The 18,321-nt window shown below is 74.9% G+C and carries 12 protein-coding genes; 8 read left to right on the top strand and 4 right to left on the bottom strand.

Annotation, left to right across the window (positions count from 1 at the left end):
• Positions 1-138: 138 nt before the first annotated feature.
• The gene (locus tag K7787_RS23000; RefSeq protein WP_009188427.1) at positions 139-606 is read right to left on the bottom strand and encodes an RrF2 family transcriptional regulator; all 468 of its coding nucleotides are present in this window, start codon (positions 604-606) and stop codon (positions 139-141) included.
• Between the two features lie 77 nt (positions 607-683).
• On the opposite strand from K7787_RS23000, the gene K7787_RS22995 reads away from it, so the two are divergent.
• From K7787_RS22995 to K7787_RS22975, 5 genes are all read left to right on the top strand, one after another.
• Positions 684-3,653 (top strand): beta-galactosidase, encoded by a 2,970-nt coding sequence (locus K7787_RS22995; protein WP_223002757.1) that lies wholly within the window; start codon positions 684-686, stop codon positions 3,651-3,653.
• 281 nt (positions 3,654-3,934) lie between these two features.
• Positions 3,935-4,453 carry a hypothetical protein gene (locus K7787_RS22990; protein WP_043260783.1) on the top strand — a complete coding sequence of 173 codons (519 nt, stop codon included), beginning with the start codon at positions 3,935-3,937 and terminating at the stop codon, positions 4,451-4,453.
• The gene (locus K7787_RS22985) at positions 4,450-6,084 is read left to right on the top strand and encodes an MAB_1171c family putative transporter (protein WP_247721184.1); all 1,635 of its coding nucleotides are present in this window, start codon (positions 4,450-4,452) and stop codon (positions 6,082-6,084) included. Before K7787_RS22990 ends, K7787_RS22985 begins: the two co-directional genes overlap by 4 nt.
• Before the next feature lie 52 nt (positions 6,085-6,136).
• Positions 6,137-7,312 (top strand): MAB_1171c family putative transporter, encoded by a 1,176-nt coding sequence (locus K7787_RS22980; RefSeq protein WP_223002756.1) that lies wholly within the window; start codon positions 6,137-6,139, stop codon positions 7,310-7,312.
• 26 nt (positions 7,313-7,338) lie between these two features.
• Positions 7,339-8,802, top strand: coding sequence for an NAD(P)/FAD-dependent oxidoreductase (locus K7787_RS22975; protein ID WP_223002755.1), 1,464 nt, complete (start codon positions 7,339-7,341; stop codon positions 8,800-8,802).
• A 63-nt stretch (positions 8,803-8,865) separates the two neighbouring features.
• On the opposite strand, the gene K7787_RS22970 is transcribed toward K7787_RS22975, so the two are convergent.
• Together K7787_RS22970 and K7787_RS22965 are read right to left on the bottom strand one after the other, a co-directional pair.
• Positions 8,866-9,729, bottom strand: a complete 864-nt coding sequence (locus K7787_RS22970; protein WP_009188435.1) for an SMP-30/gluconolactonase/LRE family protein — start codon at positions 9,727-9,729, stop codon at positions 8,866-8,868.
• Positions 9,726-10,499, bottom strand: coding sequence for an IclR family transcriptional regulator (locus tag K7787_RS22965; RefSeq protein WP_223002754.1), 774 nt, complete (start codon positions 10,497-10,499; stop codon positions 9,726-9,728). The genes K7787_RS22970 and K7787_RS22965 overlap by 4 nt, the downstream gene beginning before the upstream one ends.
• Positions 10,500-10,667: 168 nt before the next feature.
• On the opposite strand from K7787_RS22965, the gene K7787_RS22960 reads away from it, so the two are divergent.
• Both K7787_RS22960 and K7787_RS22955 read left to right on the top strand, forming a co-directional pair.
• Entirely contained in the window at positions 10,668-11,270 is a 603-nt protein-coding gene (locus tag K7787_RS22960; protein ID WP_223002753.1) for a hypothetical protein, read from the top strand.
• Between the two features lie 139 nt (positions 11,271-11,409).
• Positions 11,410-12,855 (top strand): acyl-CoA synthetase, encoded by a 1,446-nt coding sequence (locus K7787_RS22955; RefSeq protein ID WP_223002752.1) that lies wholly within the window; start codon positions 11,410-11,412, stop codon positions 12,853-12,855.
• Positions 12,856-13,177: 322 nt separating this feature from the next.
• Here K7787_RS22955 and K7787_RS22950 read toward each other — a convergent pair whose 3' ends face one another.
• Entirely contained in the window at positions 13,178-16,891 is a 3,714-nt protein-coding gene (locus K7787_RS22950) for a S8 family serine peptidase (protein WP_223002751.1), read from the bottom strand.
• A gap of 315 nt (positions 16,892-17,206) precedes the next feature.
• Here K7787_RS22950 and K7787_RS22945 point away from each other — a divergent pair, with 315 nt between their 5' ends.
• Positions 17,207-18,247, top strand: coding sequence for a rod shape-determining protein (locus K7787_RS22945; RefSeq protein ID WP_009188440.1), 1,041 nt, complete (start codon positions 17,207-17,209; stop codon positions 18,245-18,247).
• Positions 18,248-18,321 lie beyond the last annotated feature (74 nt).

The raw sequence follows: 18,321 nt of genomic DNA, 5'->3' as shown, positions 1-18,321 counted from the left end.
TCACTCCCCCAACCCACGGTCACCCTTCACTCCACCCCAGGGCCACTCCCCCACCCCACGGTCACTTCACACCCCCCCAAGGGCCACTCCCCCGCCCCACCCGCGATCACCTCACACACCCCCCAAGGACTCACCCCCTCAAGGGTTCTCCCAAGCCCCCGGTTCCGCTGCCAGGCTGCGTACCTCCTCCGGGAGGGTGCCCGTTGCGATGTCCGCCAGGGTCACGCCCTCCAGGATGCGGCGGACGTTCGCCCGGAGGGCGATCCAGAGGGGGAGCAGGGGTTCCGCCGAGCCCGTGTACGTCAGGCCCGTGGGGCGTTCGCCGCGTACCGAGACGATCGGGCCGTCCACCGCGCGGATGACGTCCGCGACCGTGATCGCCGACGCCGGCCGGGCCAGGGCGTACCCGCCGCCCCCGCCGCGCCGGCTGGTCACCACGCCCGCGCGGCGCAGGTCGCCGAGGATGCCCTCCAGAAACTTGTGGGAAATGCCCTGTTCGGCCGCGATCGTCTCCGCCTTCACCGGGGCCTCCGGGGCGTCGCCGTGCCGTACGGCCAGTTCCAGAACCGCCCGTACCGCGTAATCCGCCCGTGCCGAGATCCTCATGCGGCCATTGTGACGCCCGGCACCATGGAGAATGGCGGGACCCGCGCCCCGTAAGATCCGCCCGGGAGGCACAAGCTTTGGCGCTCAGCAGACGTTCATTCAGCGCCCTCGCGGGCACCGCCGCGCTCGGACTGGCACTGGGCGGCAGTGCGGGAACGGGGGCGTCGTCGGCGTACGCGGCGCGCGAGCTGCCCACCGGTCCCCCGCCGCCCGCCCCCGGCCCCGACGGCCGGCGGCACACCGTCGCCTTCGACCGCTACTCGCTGCTGGTCGACGGCCGGCGCCTCGTGCTGTGGTCGGGCGAGATGCACCCGTTCCGGCTGCCGAGCCCGTCCCTGTGGCGGGACGTCCTGCAGAAGATGCGCGCCCACGGCTACAACGCGGTCAGCGTCTACGTGGCCTGGAACTACCACTCGCCCGCGCCCGGGCAGTACGACTTCACCGGCGTCCGCGACCTGGACCTGTTCCTGCGCACGGCCGCCGAGACCGGGCTCTACGTCGTCCTGCGCCCCGGCCCGTACATCAACGCCGAGGTCGACGGCGGCGGCTTCCCCGGCTGGCTCACCGCCGCCGAGGGCGTCGCGCGGACCGACGACCCGGCGTATCTGAAGCACGTGGACGAGTGGCTCGGCCAGGTCAACGCCATCGCCGCCCGGCATCTGCTCACCCGCGGCGACGGCACCGTGCTGCTGTACCAGATCGAGAACGAGTACGACGCGCACGTGGACGAGCCCACCGGCCGCGCCTACATGTCGCACCTGTACAAGAAGGTCCGCGCCGACGGCATCGACGTCCCGCTCTTCCACAACGACAAGGGCCGCAACGGCCACTGGACGCCCGGCAGCTTCGACACCGGCGGCGAGCAGGGCGGCTGGCTGTACGGCTTCGACGGCTACCCCTCGCCGTCCCAGACCCCGCCGGACTGGGGCGCCTTCGGCAGCGGCGGCAAGACCGGCGGGGCCACCGCGAGCCCCCGTACGCCCGGGTTCATCCCCGAGTTCGGGGGCGGCTGGTTCGACCCGTGGGGCGGGGCGTTCTTCCAGGGCAAGGGGTACGCCGAGGCGCGCCGCACCCGCGACGCCGCCTACGAGCGCCGCTTCCATCTGACCAACCTCGCCAACGGCATCACCGCGCACAACGTCTACATGACCTTCGGCGGCACCTCCTGGGGCTGGCTGCCCGCACCGGTCGTCTACACGTCGTACGACTACGGGGCGGCCATCGCCGAGGGCCGGCAGCTCACCGCAAAGCTGGCCCCGATGCACCAGACGGGGCACATGCTGCGCACCATCCCGGACTTCGCCAAGCTGGACCGGGCGGCGGACGTGCGCGCGCCCGGGCTGACCACGTACCACCTGCGCAATCCGGACACCGGCGCCCACGTCTACGTCCTGCGCAACGACGGCGAGCAGAAGGCGTCCAGCACCCTGCGGATCTCCGGCGGGGACGAACTGCCCGTGGACGTGCCGGGGCGGGACGCGCGGCTGCTGGTCACCGGGCTGCGGCTGGGGGCGCGGCGGCTGCGGTCGGCGACCGCGCAGCCGATGCTGTTCATGTCGGCGGGCCGGCAGGACATCGTGGTGTTCTGCGGGCGGCGCGGCGACATGGCGCGGGTGGTCCTGGAGTGCCCCGAGGAGCCGCTGGTCACCCGGCTGAGCCAGCAGGCGGCGGACGTGTGGGCCGACGGGCTGCTGCGGCTGACCGCGCCGCTCGGCGCGGGCGGGCTGGTCGGCGCGCGGGTCGAGGGCGACGGGAACGACCGGCCGCTGCTGGTGCTGTTCGCCGACGACGCGGCCTCGCTCAGGCTGTGGCCGTACGACACGCCGTCGGGCTCCGTGCTGGTGTACGGGCCCGGGCTGCTGCGCACCGCCGCGCTGCGCGACTCCACCGTGCATCTGACCGGCGACACGGCGGCACCGGCCGGTCTCGAGGTGTGGGGGCCGCGCGGCGCCGACGCCGTGACGTGGAACGGCCGCGCGGTGGAGACGGTCGCGACCGGCGCGGACAGTCTGCGCGCCGCCGCCCCACTGCCCGGCGTGCCGAAGCTCCGGCTGCCGGCGCTCGGCGGCTGGCGGGCCCGGACGGAGAACCCGGAGTCGGCGCCCGGCTTCGACGACTCGGCGTGGCGGATCGCCGACAAGAAGGCCTCGCACAGCACCACTCCCGTGCCCGAGGGCCGGCCGGTGCTCTTCGCGGACGACTACGGCTTCCACTACGGCGACGTCTGGTACCGCGGCACGCTCACGGACGCGGCCGGTCTGGAGTCGGTGAAGCTCTCCTACAGCACCGGCACCCTGGGCCTGCTGATGGCGTGGCTGGACGGCGAGCCGCTGGGCACGCACCGGATGCCGGTCCCGGACAACTCCACGATCCGCAAGGGCACATGGACGGACACGGCCGTCTTCGAGGTGCCCGGGCAACTGCGCGCGGGCGGCCGGCATGTGCTGTCCGTGCTGGTGCGGCGGATGGCGCACGACCAGGACGGCGCGTCCCGGGACACGCACAAGGCGGCCCGCGGTCTGACGGCGGTCTCCTTCACCGGGGCCGCGCCGAAGGCGGTGTGGCGCATCCAGGGCGAGGCCGCGCCGGACCCGGTGCGCGGGCCGCTGAACAACGGCGGGCTGTACGGCGAGCGGGCGGGCTGGCATCTGCCCGGCTTCCCGGACGGGGACTGGGAGCCCGTCGCCTTCCCGCGCGCCGAGTGGCGGCAGGGCGTGACCTGGTACCGGACGACGTTCCGGCTGGCCGTGCCGACGGGGGTGGACGCCTCGGTCGGGCTGACGCTCCAGGACGATCCGGGGCGGGCGTACCGCGCGCAGATCTTCCTCAACGGCTGGAATCTCGGCCAGTACGTCAACGACGTGGGCCCGCAGCACACCTTCGTGCTGCCGAACGGCATCCTGCGCACCCGGGGCACGAACACCCTGGCCCTGGCCGTCCTGTCGGAGGCGAGGACGGCGTCCGGGCCGGGCCGGGTGGAGCTGACGCTGCTGGGCGGCACGGCCGGCGGGGTGCCGGTGGCCGCGGTGCACTCGCCCGGCCGCTGAGGCCGCCGGGACTCCGGGCGCCTGGGGTCCGGGACTCCGGGCGCCTGGGGGTGGTCCGGGGCTCCGGGCTCCGGGCTCCGGGCTCCGGGCTCCGGGAAGGGGCGCCGAGGGGTGTTGCGGCGGCGTACCGCCCGGGGCGGCAGCGGCTGGCGGCCGTTTCGTTGGGCGTTGAACGAACGGTCGCGTTATCGCCTGACGCGGACACGCAGAGCCGCGTAGGCTCGAACGGTCCGCCGTGGCACGGGCGGCCGGAAGGGGTGCGGGTGCGTAGGAAACGGGAGATGCGGCGGCTCGCCGACGCTCTCATCGACACCATCCGGGTGCCGGACCCCGCGGACCCCGAGGCGCTGTTCGCCGCGCTGGTCGACGCCGTCAGCGCCTGGCGCGGGCGCCGGGTCGTGGTGCGCCGCGAGGTGTTCCCGCCGCACACCGCCAGCGGGCTGTGGCTGGAGGCGGAGACGCAGGACGTGGTTGTCGTGGACCAACGGGCCGCCGTCTGGCACCAGATCGTCATCTTCTGCCACGAGGTGTGGCACATGAACCGGCGCGACGAGGACGCGGGAACGGCCGGCGCCGCCGTGCCCGCCGGCGCTCCCCGCCCCGTCGCCGCCCGCACCGATTTCAGCCTGGCCGACGAGCAGGAGGCCGACCGGTTCGGCATGCTCATGGGCGGCCGGCTGCGCACCTGGCTGGAGGAGGCCCCGGCGGACGTGCCGCCCGCCGCCGCTCCCGCCGCCGACGAGGGCGTGGCCGGACGCATCGGCGCGGCGCTCAACTACCGCGGGACACGGAGAAGATGACCGGCCTGATCAACTACGTCAGCTGCGGCGCGCTGTGGCTGGGCCTGGCGGTGAAGACACCGGACCTGATACGCCACCGGCACGACCCCTATCTGCGGGCGATCTGCGCGGTGCTGGGCCTGGCCGGCGTGTGTTTCCTGCTCGGGGCCGCGCCCACGGTCGGCGCGGTCAACCGGCTCAGCGGCGTGCCGAACCTCGCCGCGCCGCTGACCTACGCGTCGATCACCGCCTACAGCGCGGCCTCCCAGGTCCTCATCGTGCACTGGCGCGGCGGGCCGCGGGTGCGCCGGGTGGTGCGCCGGTGGGTGGGGGCGTACGCGGTGGTGCTCGTGGGGATCGCGGTCATGTTCGCGCTGGGCAGCGCGCCGGTGGAGCGGCGCACGGATCTGGACACCTACTACGCGACGACGCCGTTCATCGCCGAGATGATCGTGCTGTACCTGCTCGGGCACCTCACCGCCGTGACCGTCACCACGGTGTCCTCGCTGTGCTGGGCCCGCGAGGTGTCCGGGCGGCTGCGGGCCGGGCTGGTGCTGCTGGGGACGGGGTCGCTGTGCAACGCCGGGTACAGCGTGACCAAGCTGGTCGCCGTCGTGGCCCGCTGGTGCGGCCGGGACTGGTCGCGGCTCGGCACGACGGTCTCGCCGGCCGCCGCCGGGCTGGGCGCCCTGCTGACCTCGGTGGGCATCCTGGTCCCGCTGGCCGGGCCCCGGCTGACCCAGTGGCGGCGCTCCCGGCGCGCCTACGCCCGGCTGGAGCCGCTGGAGCGGGAGCTGGACGGCGTCCTCACCCGGCACGCGCTGCGGCTGCCCCGCCCGCGCTGGGCCTCCCCCACCACCCGGCTGATGTGGCGGCAGACCAGCATCCACAACGCCCTCGGCTATCTCGACGCGACCTTCGACCACGCCCTGTACGAGCGCGTGCACGCCGCCGCGCTGGATGCCGGCGGCGACAAGGAGCAGGCGGAGGCCGCCGCGTGGGCGGCGGTGATCCGGGCGGCGGTCGCCCGGGCGGCGGCCGAGGGCCGGGACGACCGCGCCCGGCCGCCCCTCCGGGCCCCGGACGGCCTCGCGCCGCCCGGGGGCGCCGGGACCGGGCGGCTGACGGTGCCGGTCCCGGGGGCCGCGGTGCTGGTACGCGTCGCCGACGCCCTGGGGACGGCCCCGGGGGCCGCCCACCGGGGCGGTACGACGGCGGGCGCGGTCCTGACGGATGAGGTCCTGACGGATGAGGTCCTGGCAGGTGAGGTCCTGGCAGGTGAGGTCCTGTCGGGCGACGCGGTGGCCGCCGGGCTTCCGGCGGCGGGCGAGGTCACGGCGGGCCGGGTGCCGACGGCCGGGGCCGCGAGGAGTGAGATCCCGACGCCCGAGACCATGGCGGCCGAGACCCCGACGCCCGAAGCCATGGCAGGCGAGATTCCGGCGCCCGAGGCCGCGGCGGGCGGGGTCCGGGCGGCCGAGATCCCGGCGCCCGAGATCGCGGTCGGTGAGGTCACGGCGGCCTGGATACCCGCCGCCGAGGTCACGGCGGCCGAGATCCGGGCGGCCCGGATCACGGCGGCCGAGATCCCCGTCGGCGAGATGCCCGCGGGTGACGTCCGGGGCGGGACGTCGCCGACGGGGGCGCTGTGAGGAGCGCATCGGTCGGCCGGGTGCGCGCCGGGGCCCGGCGGGGGTGGCGGGCGTGAGTCTCGTCGTCTATCTGGCGGCCGGGCTGTTCGGGCTGTCGGCCGTGGTGCTGCTGCGCCGCCCGCGCACCGCCGTACGCGACCCGCTGACCGTCTCCACCTGCGTGGCCATCTTCCTCGGCTCGCTGGTGTTCGTCTGCTCGGCGCCGCTGACCCTGTCCGCCGTCAACCGGCTCACCGGCATTCCCAACTTCGGCGCCCCGCTGACGTACGGCATGCTCTGCGCGTACAGCTGCTCGCTGCTGATCCTGCTGATCCACTGGCGCGGCGGCCCCCGTGAGCGGGTGCGGCGGATGGTGCTGCGCAGCATCGCCGCGTATGTGCCGCTGATCGCCGCGATCGTGGTGCTGTTCGCGCTCGGCGACGCCCGCACCGAGCGGCTGACCGACCTCGACACGTACTACGCCAACACGCCGTATCTGCGCGAGATGATCCTGCTCTATCTGCTCGGGCACAGCGCGGCCACGGTGACGATGTGCACGCTGTGCGTGAAGTGGAGCCGGGAGGTCACCGGGCTGCTGCGGGCCGGGCTGCGGCTGATCCTGGCCGGGTCGCTGCTGGACGTGTTCGGGTTCCAGCTCACCAAGTACACGGCTGTCGCGGCGCGTTGGACGGGCCACGATCTGGACGCGCTGTCGACGCAGGTCGCCCCGCCGCTGGCCTCGCTGGGCGCTCTGCTGTGCTCGGCGGGCTTCGTGCTGCCGAGGCTGCTGCCGGCGGTGGTCGCGCAACTGAACAGTCTGCGCGACCACCGCAGGCTCGGGCCGCTGTGGTCGCGGGTGGGGTTCGCGTCCACCGCGCCCAAACCCCCGAGCGCCTGGTGGCAGTTGCCGCGGGAGCGGCTGCACTGGCGGGAGGTGTCCATCCACGACGCGCTGCTGGGTCTCGCCCCCTACTTCGACGACCGGGTGCGGGAACAGGCCCTGGCCGCCGCCCTGGACGCGGGGTGCGGCGCGCACGAGGCGCGGATCGCGGCGGAGGCGGCGATGCTCGCCGACGCCGCGCGCCGGGCGGCGGCCCGCGAGGAGCCGCCGCGGGCGGCGAGCGGTTACCGTCTGCACGCCACGGAGGTGTCCGGCACCTGCGGCCTGGTGGAGCTGGCCGAGGCGCTGGCCCGGCCGCCCGCCGGCGCCGCCGTGCCCGACAAGTCCGTGCGGACCTCCCATGGTTGAGACCATGGCCGACTTCGAGGAGTTCCATGTCCGCTAGAGCCACCCGCACCCGTGCCGTCTCCCGTGGCGACGGCGTCCCCCGGACCGACGGCGGCCGCCGGGCCGTCGTCGTCGGCGCCGGTCTGGCCGGTCTGCTGGCCGCGGCGGCGCTGTCCCGCGCCGTGGACGAGGTGGTCGTACTCGACCGCGACGACCTGCCCGACGGACCCGAGCACCGCAAGGGCCTGCCGCAGGGCCGGCACGCGCATCTGCTGATGGCCGGCGGGCTGGCCGCCATGGAGGAGGTGCTGCCCGGCGCGGGTCTGCGCGGGCGGCTGCTGGCGGCCGGGGCGCGGGAGATATCCCTCGGCTCGGGCATGCTGGGCCTGTCGCCCGAGGGCTGGTTCCGGCGCTGGCGGCACGACGGCCCGAGCATGCTCAGCTGCACCCGCGCGCTGCTGGACTGGACGGTGCGGGAGGCCGTCGTCGCGCACACCGGCGTGCGGATCCGCAAGGCGCGGGCCGTGGGGCCGGTGGGCGACGCGGACCGGGTGCGGGGCGTGCGGGTGGCGGAGCCGGACGGTACGGAGACGGAGCTGGCCGCCGCCCTCGTGGTCGACGCGAGCGGGCGCGGGTCGCGGATCGACGTGTGGCTGGCGGAGCTGGGGATCACCGGGATCCGGACGCGGACCGTCGACTCGGGCCTGGTCAACGCCACCCGCGTCTACCGCACCCCGGCCGGCGCCGAGCAGTTCCCGCTCACCGTGGTACAGGCCGACCCGTACGCGTCCGCGCCCGGCCGCAGCGGGATGGTGATGCCCGTCGAGGGCGACCGGTGGATGGTGAGCCTGGCCGGCACCCGGGGCGGCGAGCCGCCGGCCGACCCGGACGGCTTCCTCGCGTACGCGCTGGCCCTGCCGGACCCGATCGTCGGCCGGCTCGTCTCGGGCGCCGAACCCCTCACCGAGGTGCACATCAGCCGCAGCACCAGCAATGTGCGGCGCCATCTGGAGAAGGCCGGGCGCTGGCCGGAGGGCTTCGTCGCGCTCGGCGACGCGGTGGCCACCTTCAACCCGGCCTACGGGCAGGGCATGTCGGTGGCGGCGCTGGGCGCGCGGCTGCTCGGCGAGGAGGCGGGGCGGGCCGGGGTGGACGCGCCGGGGTTCGCGCGGCGGGTGCAGCGCGGGGCCGCCCGGTCGGTGGACGCGGCGTGGGCGGCGGCCGTCGGGCAGGACGTGTGGTACCCGGACTCGCGCGGGGCGCGGCCGACCGCGGCGGACCGGCTGGTCACCGCCTACAGCCGCCGCCTGACCCGGGCCGCCACCGGTTCCTACCGCGCGGCGGCGGTCCTGTGGGACGTGACGAGCCTGCTCGCCGGCCCCGAGCACCTCTTCCGCCCGGCCACCCTCCTGGACGTGGCCTGCGGCCCGCTGCTGCCCCCGCTGTCCGGGCCGCCGCTGACGGCGGCCGAGCGGAAGATCCTGGAGGAGCTGGACCGGACGGGGAGGTGAGCGGGCCCCGGACCGGGCGGGGCGCGAAGGCCCCGTCCGACGCGTCCCGCCCCGCCGGTCGCCTCAGCCCGCGAACGGCGGCTGGGGCAGGCCCTTGCCCGCGTCCGGGACGACCAGGAGCGCCCCGGCCAGCGGGTGCGGGGCGGTCAGGCCGACGCGGGCCGTGGTGATGTAGAGGTCGGTGAGGGCGGGGCCGCCGAAGGCGCAGGCGGTGGGGCGCGGCACGGGGAGCCGGACGATCCGGTCCAGCTCGCCCGTCGGGGTGTAGCGGCGGACCGCCCCGCCGTCCCACAGGGCGACCCACACGCAGCCCTCGGCGTCCACGGCGAGTCCGTCGGGGAACCCGGCGCCCTCCTCCACCAGCGCCAACTGCCGCCGGTTCGCGACCCGTCCGCCGTCGTGGTCGAAGACGTCGATACGCCGGGTCGGGGTGTCGACGTAGTACATGAGGCGGCCGTCCGGGCTCCAGCCCGTGCCGTTGCTCACCGTCACGTCGGACAGCACCGTCTGCGCCGAGCCGTCGCCGGTGAGGCGGGAGAGCGTGCCGCCGCCCTCGGCCTCGTCGTAGCGCATGGTCCCGGCCCACAGGGAGCCGTCGGGGGCCACGGCGGCGTCGTTGCCCCGGCGGCCGGGCACCGGCTCGCGGTGCAGCCAGCGGAAAGCGCCGTCGGGGTCGAGCAGGCCGACGCCGTCGCGCAGGTTCAGCACCAGTCCGCCGCCCGCGCGCGGTTTGGCCGCGCCCACGTGCTGTTCGGTGGTGCGCACCGTGCGGCGGCCGGTGACCGGGTCGTAGGTGTGCACCCGGCAGGCGAGGATGTCGAGCCAGATCAGCCGGCCGGCCGCCGGGTCCCAGGTGGGTCCCTCGCCCAGCTCGGCGCGGGCGTCCAGCGCGACCTCGTACTCGGGCGCGGGGGTCTGCGGTGTCATACGGCACTCCGGTGGCCGAGGCGTTCGGACAGGTCGGCGGCGCCCTTGACGGCGAGCTGCTCCAGCTCGGCGCGGCGCTCCTCGCTCCAGCGGATCATGGGCACGGAGATGGACAGGGCGGCGACCACCTGTCCGGTGCGGTCGCGCACCGGGGCGGCCACGCAGCTCACGTCCGGGTTGGACTCGCGGTTCTCCACGGCCAGGCCGCGCTGCCGGATCTCGGCGAGCGCGGTGCGCAGGGCGGCGGGGTCGGTGATGCTGTCGGGGGTCATCGCGGGCAGTTCGGCGTCGTCGGGGATGCGCGCGGCGAGTTCCCGCTCGGGCAGGGAGGCCAGCAGCATCTTGCCCACCGAGGTGCAGTGCGCGGGCAGCCGGCGGCCGGCCGCGGAGACCATGCGCACCGCGTGGGTGGAGTCCACCTTGGCGATGTAGATGACGTCGGTGTCCTCCAGGATCGCGACGTGCACGGTCTCGTCGCAGGTCTCGGCGACGGTGCGGGCGACCTGCTGGCCCTCGGCGGCGAGGTCGAGGTGTTCGGCGTAGCGGCTGCCGAGCTGGTAGGGGCGGACGCCGAGCCGGTAGCGTCCGGGCTGGCCGGTCACCTGGACGATGTACTTGCGGGCGGCGAGCGTGGTGACCAGCTCGTGGACCGTGGTGCGCGGCAGTTGCAGCCGGCGCACGATGTCGGGGGCGGACAGCGTGCCGTCCCCGTCGAGGAAGAGCTCCAGTATGTCGAGAGCCCGGGTCACGGCGGGTACGAGGCGTCCCACGACCGGCCCCCCTCCGCTGTTCCAGGCCTGTGTTCGAGATTTCAACAGGCGATCGGCATGACGAACACAGGCTAGTCATGGGCGGGGGCGGGCGGCAATGGGTCGTACGGGTCACGCGGTGCGGGGGTGCACGCCGCCTTCGGCTACGGGCCGCCGGTCCGGCCGGGCATGGGCGACGATGGGCTCATGCCCGCGTCCTTCACCCCGTTCACGCCGCTCGACTTCCAGCTGGTGCTGCTGCGCCGGATGGCCGACCACAATCCGGAGCTGGTGGCGGACGCCCGCCGGGAACTGGGCGTCTCGCTCACGGACATGCGGGAGGCGAACAAGCGCTGGCAGGCGATGGTCCGCTCCCCGAGGTCGCGCTCGGCCGCGTCCCGCTACGGCTCGGTCCTCGGCCCGCCCGAGTCGGCCGCGGCGCGCCGTATCGGCGATCTGGACTGCGAGGCCCGGCAGTGGCCGCTGCCGCTCTGGCCGGAGCTGCGCTTCGAGGTGCTGGTGGGGCCGAACGGGCAGGTCTGGAACGAGTGGCTGGTCCGCGCGCCCGGCGCCGAACCGCCCGTCCTGCGCACCCTGGACGACCTGACCCCCTGGTCCTGCACGGTGGACGAGGCGGCGCGCGCCTTCGCCCCGGCCCGCCCCCTGGAGGGCACCGCGCCCACCCGCTGGGGGCTGGCCTTCACGGCCCCCGACGGCGGGGGCGTACGGCGCGAGGTCGTCGCGGAGTTCACCTGGGGGCTGCTCCAGCGGACGCGGACGGCGGACGAGTAGCGGGCGGGGAGGGCCCGTACGCGCGAGCCGGGTGGAAAGTGACCGGCGCGACGCTCCCCGCGGCGGCGGAGGGCGTCGCTCGTGGGGTAGGAACGGGGGTGTCGTCCCCGAGTCACCCCGAGCCACCAGGAGTCGCCGCGTGTCCTCCCTCTTTCCGGCCCTCACGGACGCGCCGAGCGCGCGTCCCGCGCTGCGTTTCGGCCCCCGCTCGTTGACGTACGGACAGCTCGCCGGGGCGGCCGGGGCCGTGGGCGCGCGGGTGCGCGGGGAAGGCCGGGTCGCCGTGTGGGCGACGCCGGAGCTGGAGACGGCGGTCGCGGTGGTGGGCGTGCTGCTGGCCGGGGCAGCCGCCGTGCCGCTGAACCCGAAGTCCGGGGAGAAGGAGCTGGCGCACATCCTCGGCGACAGCGCGCCCTCCGTGGTGCTCGCCGCGCCCGGTGACGAACTGCCGCCCGCGCTGGCCGGCTTGACGCGGATCGACGTGGACGTCGAGGCGCGCGAGGAGGGACCCTTCGCCGACGCCGGGGACGGCGACCCGGCCCTGATCGTGTACACCTCCGGCACCACCGGCCCGCCCAAGGGCGCCGTGCTGCCGCGCCTCGCCCTGGCCACCACCCTGGACGCGCTCGCCGACGCCTGGCGGTGGACCGGCGAGGACGTGCTGACGCACGGGCTGCCGCTGTTCCATGTGCACGGGCTGGTCCTCGGCGTCCTCGGGCCGCTGCGGCGCGGCGGTTCGGTGCGGCACCTGGGCCGGTTCAGCACCGGGGGCGTGGCGGCGGAGCTGAGCGGCGGCGCGACGATGCTGTTCGGCGTGCCGACCATGTACCACCGGATCGCGGAGGCGCTGCCCGGCGATCCGGAGCTGGCCAAGGCGCTGGCGGGGGCCCGGCTGCTGGTCTCCGGGTCGGCGGCGCTGCCCGTGCACGACCACGAGCGGATCGCGGCCGCCACCGGCCGGCGTGTGATCGAGCGGTACGGCATGACGGAGACACTGATGAACACAAGCGTGCGCGCCGACGGCGAGGCGCGGGCGGGGACGGTCGGGGTGCCGCTGCCGGGTGTGGAGCTGCGGTTGGTGGAGGAGGACGGCACGCCGATCACGGCCTACGACGGGGAGACGGTCGGCGAGATCCAGGTGCGCGGGCCGAATCTGTTCACCGAGTACCTCAACCGCCCCGACGCGACGGCCGCCGCCTTCACCGCCGACGGTTTCTTCCGCACCGGGGACATGGCGGTGCGCGAGGCCGACGGGTATGTGCGCATCGTCGGCCGCAAGGCCACCGATCTGATCAAGAGCGGCGGTTACAAGATCGGCGCCGGCGAGATCGAGAACGCGCTGCTCGAACATCCGGGGGTGCGGGAGGCCGCCGTCACCGGGGAGCCGGACGCCGACCTCGGGGAGCGGATCGTCGCCTGGATCGTCCCGGCCGACCCGCACTCGCCGCCCGGAGAACGGGAGTTGGCCGACCATGTGGCCCGGCGGCTGGCCCCGCACAAGCGCCCCCGCGTCGTCCGGTTCCTCGACGCGCTGCCCCGGAACGACATGGGGAAGATCATGAAGCGGGCGCTGCCGCAGGGGTGAGGGGGCCGGGCTTCCATCGCGGTGATCCGAACACGGGATCAGGTGTTCGCTGGAACAGGTGATCGTCGCTCATACGACCACCTGAACAGTTGGTGCCGACACATACTTACGGTGTGCAAGAGACCGGCTGCAGACGGTAGTTGCGCGTATGTCCCACATGTTCACCGCAAGGAGAAGCACGATCATGAACCTCATCACCGACGTCCTCGCCGGCCTCGTCCACTTCATCGGCTGGCTGGTCTGACGTCCACCCGCACCCACGGCGGCGCCGCCTCCCCGTCCCAGGGAGGCGGCGCCGTCCGCGTGTTCCCGCTCCCCCGGGCTACTTCACGCCCGCGGCCCGGACGATCTCCTGCCGTACCGAGCCGCCCTTGTCGTCGCCCGCGCTCGCCCGCAGCGAGACGGAGGCGGCGCCGCGGGGCACGGTGAGCGTGCCGCGCCAGTCGGCGTGTCCGCCGGTGAGCCGTACCGTCCGCCAGGTCGCCCCGGCGTCGTAGGACACCTCCAGGCGCCCGTCCCGGATCGTCCCGGTGTCCGGCGCGCCCGCCGCATACGCGGCGCGCAGCCCGATCGGCACCCGGCTTCCGGCCCTGAGGGCGCCCGCGAGGTCGGTGTCGAGGTCGAGGGCGAGGTTGATCAGGGGCAGCGCGGTCCAGTGGTCGTCGGGCGTGGCCGCCGACCGGAACGTCCACTCGGCGTGCCCGCGGGTGGCGAGCGGCCAGCGGGCGGCGTCGAGCGCGGTGTCCGTGACCAGCTTGTAGGTGTGCGCGTCGGCGGGCGCGTCCCACACGTACGCGGTCGAATCGGGGTTCCGGTCGGCCGACTCGCCGTCCACGAACACCTCCGTGGTCTGGCTCATCCCGCTGTCCGCGCTGTACACGTCCCCGAAGCCCGTGTGGTCGGGCCCGGAGTCGCCCCAGCCGGGCGCGTTGAACCGGAGGGTGTTGCCCGCCCGTTGCTGTCCCCAGCCGAGGCCGGTGCCGAGCCACGGATGCCAGACCGGCTTGAACCAGTCGAGCGCCGGGTGTGATCCGCCGGTGTAGCGGACCAGGCCGCTGCGCTCCTCCAGGGTGCCGTCGCCGACCGACACCGACTCGTGCCAGCGCTGGCCGGGGCCGGTGGAGACGTAGTCGGTGCGCCGGGCCGGGTAGTCGATTCGCTCCTGGAAGCCGATGCCGACGGGGAACGCGTCGGTGATCGAGTAGCGGAACTCACCGCCGGACGCGGGCCGCGCGGCATGGAACTCGACGCCGATCCGCGCGAGTTGGCGCTGCCCCGGCCGGAACGTGAGGTCACGGTCCGGGATCTGGCCCGCGTGCCCCTCCGACAGGTCGTAGACGTAGGGGGTGTTGCGGGTGGTCGTCATGTCCACGCGTCCCGCCGCGCGCAGCCGGGCGGCGTCGGCGGCGTTCACCGAGGCGATCGGGAAGGGGCGGTCGCTGTCGTCGTCCGCGCCCCACCAGGCACTGAGCCGGCCGGGTGTGTCGTCGGTGACGAACAGCGCCTTGACGCCCGCGTCCTGGGCGGCCTGGGCGAGGGCGGTCGGCTCGGCGCCGTCGGCGAGACGGGCGAGGACCGCCTTGCCGCGCACGTTCTTCCCGGTGAAGTCGCCGTCGCCCACGTCCACCAGCGGGAGCCTGCTGCGGCCGTCGGTGAGGGTGCCGCCGGACTGGGCCACCGCCTCGCCGATCCCCTTCACGTCCAGCAGCGGCTGGCCGAGCCGCCACACGGTCCGGTACTCGAAACCGCCCCGCGTGACGCGTCCGGTGGGCGCGGCGAAGACGCTGTCGTACGTCGACGGCACCTGCACCGCGCCGAACAGGTCGGAGCCGCCGCCGCTGCGGTCGTACTCCATCAGCAGTTGCCGGGTCTCGGTGCGGCGGCCGACGTCGGCGCGTATCTCGCGCAGCTTCCGCCCGTCGAGGGTGACCTCGCGGTCGCGGTCGAGGGTGATCTCGGGCGCGGCGAGGAAGCCGAGGCCGAGCGAGTCGCGGCCGTGGCCGCCGTGCACGTCGAGGAAGGAGGTCAGGCTGTACGTGCCCGGCTGGAGCCGGAGTCGCAGCGTGCCGGAGTCGCCGACGCGCGCGGGGACCGGATCGACGCCCTCGGCGAGCCGCTGCACCGCGAGGTCGGCGGCGGTGCCGGCCCCGGAGCGGTCCTTGACGTGCACGGTGAGCGTGTAGCGCTCCTCCTCCTTGACCAGGGCGAACACGGTGTGCGCGACGGGTGTGCCGGCCGCCGAGGCCACGATCTGCCCGCTGGTCTCGCCCACCGGGGCCTCGGCGGCGTCGCCGGTGACCGTGGTGGTCGCGGTGCCGTGCGCGGGGACGGCGAGCGCGGTGTCGGCGAGGGTGGCCACGCCCTGTGGGGCGCCCTGGACGGCAAGGGTCAACTCGACCGGCTGGTCGGAGGTGTTGGTGTAGGTGAGGGTGCGGGTGACGGGCCGGTCCGAGGAGTACGGCCAGGCGTGGAAGCCGAGGTCGGCGCTGCCGGTGGCGGTGACCGTGGCGGTCACGGCGTCCGGGACGCTCACCCGGCCCGCGCCCAACGTGTAGGCGGAGGCGTCCAGTTGCTTGGAGGTGGACATCAGCGCGTCCTTGAGGCGGGCGCCGCTCCAGTCCGGGTGCTCCTGGGCGAGCAGGGCGGCGGCCCCGGCGACGTGCGGCGTCGCCATGGAGGTGCCGCTCATCGTGGTGTAGTAGCCGCTGCCCTCGGTGAGCTGGGAGCGGGCGGCGAGGATGTCCACGCCGGGGGCGGCGAGGTCCGGCTTGAGGGCGTTGTCGCCCGAGCGGGGCCCGGCGCTGGTGAAGTAGGCGGCCTGGTCGGCAAAGTCCACCGCGCCGACGGTCAGGGCGGCGTCGGCGGCGCCCGGCGAGCCGATGGAGGACGGCGCGCCGGTGTTGCCGGCGGCCACCACGAACAGGGCGCCGGTCTCCGCGGAGAGGGTGTCGACGGCCTGCGCCATCGGGTCGGTGCCGTCGCTGGGCTCCTCGGAGCCGAGGCTCATGGAGACGATCCGCGCGTGCGCGTCCCGCGCGGCCCACTCCATGCCCGCGATGATCTGCGACTCGCTGCCGGTGCCCTGGTCGTCGAGCACCTTGCCGACGACGAGGTCGGCGTCCGGGGCGACGCCCTTCTCCGTGCCGTCGGAGGCGGCTCCGCTGCCGCCCACGGTGGAGGCGGTGTGGGTGCCGTGGCCGTTGCGGTCGGCGACCTCCTCGCCCTCGACGAAGCTCTTGGACTGCTTGATCCGGCCGGCCAGGTCGGGGTGGGTGGCGTCGACGCCGGTGTCGAGGACGGCGACGGTGACGCCCTTGCCGGTGAGCCCGGCCTGCCAGGCCTTCGCCGTGCCGATCTGCGCGTTGGACTCGGCGAGGTCGGCGGTGACGCGGCCGTCCAGCCACACCTTGTCGACGCCGTCCGCCGCGAGGCCCCGCGCCGTGCCGCGGCGGGTGAAGTCCCGCCAGAACACCCGCCCCTTGGCCGCGGCCACGGCGGCCCCGTGCACGCTGGCGAGGGCGCGGGTCCGCTCGGTGCCGGGGGGCGTGGCGGTGCGGGCGCCCTTGCCGTAGGTGACGATCAGCGGCATCTCGCCGGTGCGGGAGTCGGCGAGGCCCTGGCGCAGCAGCGCGCTGACGTCGAACAGCCGCCGGTCCAGCCGGCCGGCCCGCAGATACGGCAGCGCCTCGTCCGGTACGACGCTGATCGCGCCGTCCGCGACCTGGGTGCGGACGGCTCCGGTGGCCCCGGCGGGGCGCTGGACGGTGACGGTCTTCTTCCCGCCGGCGAGGTCGGTGACGGTGACCTTGTCGCCGGTGACGAGGGTGACGGTGCGGGGGGTGGCGGCGGAGGCGGCTGTGGAGGTGGTCCCGAGAGCGGCCGCGGAGCCGGTCTCGGGGACGGTCGTGGGGGGCTTCGCCGTGGGGGCGGCGCCGGCGGTCTGCCGGGCGGCTGCCTGCCCCGCCGGCAGCAGGGCGATCACGAGCCCGGCCGACAGGAGGAGGGTCGCTCTCCGGCCGCCTGGTCCTCTGCTCATCCGTGCCTCTCTTCGTCGAGTGCTGCCTGTGCCGTCGAGTGCTGGGTCGAGCGCTGCGAAGAGTGTCAGGAGACTTGTGTTGCAAGGGAGTTGACGAGAGGTGGCGGATGCCTGCCGTGGCGTGTTCCCGCCAGGAGCAGAGCGTGCGATAGCCGCTTATCCGGTGCTTACCAAGCCCATAACCGTAAAATGCACCCATCTCGCGGCCCCCCGCCCGGCCCCCTTGAACGGGCGCCCGCTCCCCGGCCCCCGCACGATTTCAAGGAGGCCGCCGACCGGCGGCCGTCTCGGTCCGCGCTCTCGGGAGGAACTGCCATGACCGCCAGCCTGGAGCAGTTGCGCCGCTGTCACTTCGCCGTCGATCTGGGCGCGGCCCGCACCCGCGTGTACGTCAAGGGCGTGGGCCTGGTCGTCGACCAGCCCTCGGTCGCCGCCGTGAACACCCGCACCGGCGCGCTGATCGCCGTCGGCGAGTTCGCCGAGCGGATGACCGGCCGCACCCCCGACTACATCCGCGTGGTCCGCCCGGTCTCCGGCGGCACGGTCATCGACATCGAGATGGCGCAGCGCATGCTGCGGCATCTGCTCGGCGACCGGATGCGGCGCTCGCTGCGCCGCAAGGCCCGGCTGCGGGCGGCGGCCTGCACCCCGCACGACGCCGACCCGCTGGCGCAGCGGGCCACCATAGAGACGCTGGTCGGGCTGGGCGCCCGGCGGGTGGAGCTGGTGGACACGCTGATCGCCGCCGCCGTCGGCTGCGGGCTGCCCGTGGAGCGCGCCGAGGCCACCATGATCATGGTGTGCGGGGCCGCCGCGACCCAGGTCGCCGTGCTCTCCCTCGGCTCGATCGTCACCGCCGAACGCGTCCCGGTGGGCGGCGAGGCGGTGGACAACGCGATCGTCCAGTACCTGCGCCACGAACACGCGTTGATGCTGCCGAGCCAGTCCGTACGCCCCCTCCAGCTGGCCCTGCACGGCACCGGGCTCACCCCGCAGGGCCCGGCGACCACCGAGATCCACGGCCGTGACGTGGCCACCGGACTGGCCCGGTCGGTCCTGGTGGACACGGCCGCCGTACGGGAGGCCATCCAGACGCCGCTGACCGCGGTGCTGGACGGGATCGGCAAGGTGCTGCGCGAGTGCCCGCCCGACCTGGTCGCCGACCTCGTCGAAAGCGGCCTCACGATGGTCGGCGGCTCCGCCCTGCTGCCGGGCCTGGACCAGATGGTCCGCAAGGCCACGGGCATGCCGGTGCACATCGCCGAACGCCCCGACGTCTGCGCGGTCCAGGGCCTCGGCGAGATGCTGGAGGGCCGCATCGAGCCACTGGTACTGGACCCGCTGGGGGCGTACTAGGTCCGCCGCGGCGGGCCCTCACGGGACCGGGCGGCGCGAGCCCGACGGGACCGGGCGCGCGGACCCGACGGGAC

The organism is Streptomyces sennicomposti (genome assembly GCF_019890635.1).
Taxonomy (GTDB): domain Bacteria; phylum Actinomycetota; class Actinomycetes; order Streptomycetales; family Streptomycetaceae; genus Streptomyces; species Streptomyces sennicomposti.
This window is presented reverse-complemented; position numbering and strand designations above follow the sequence as displayed.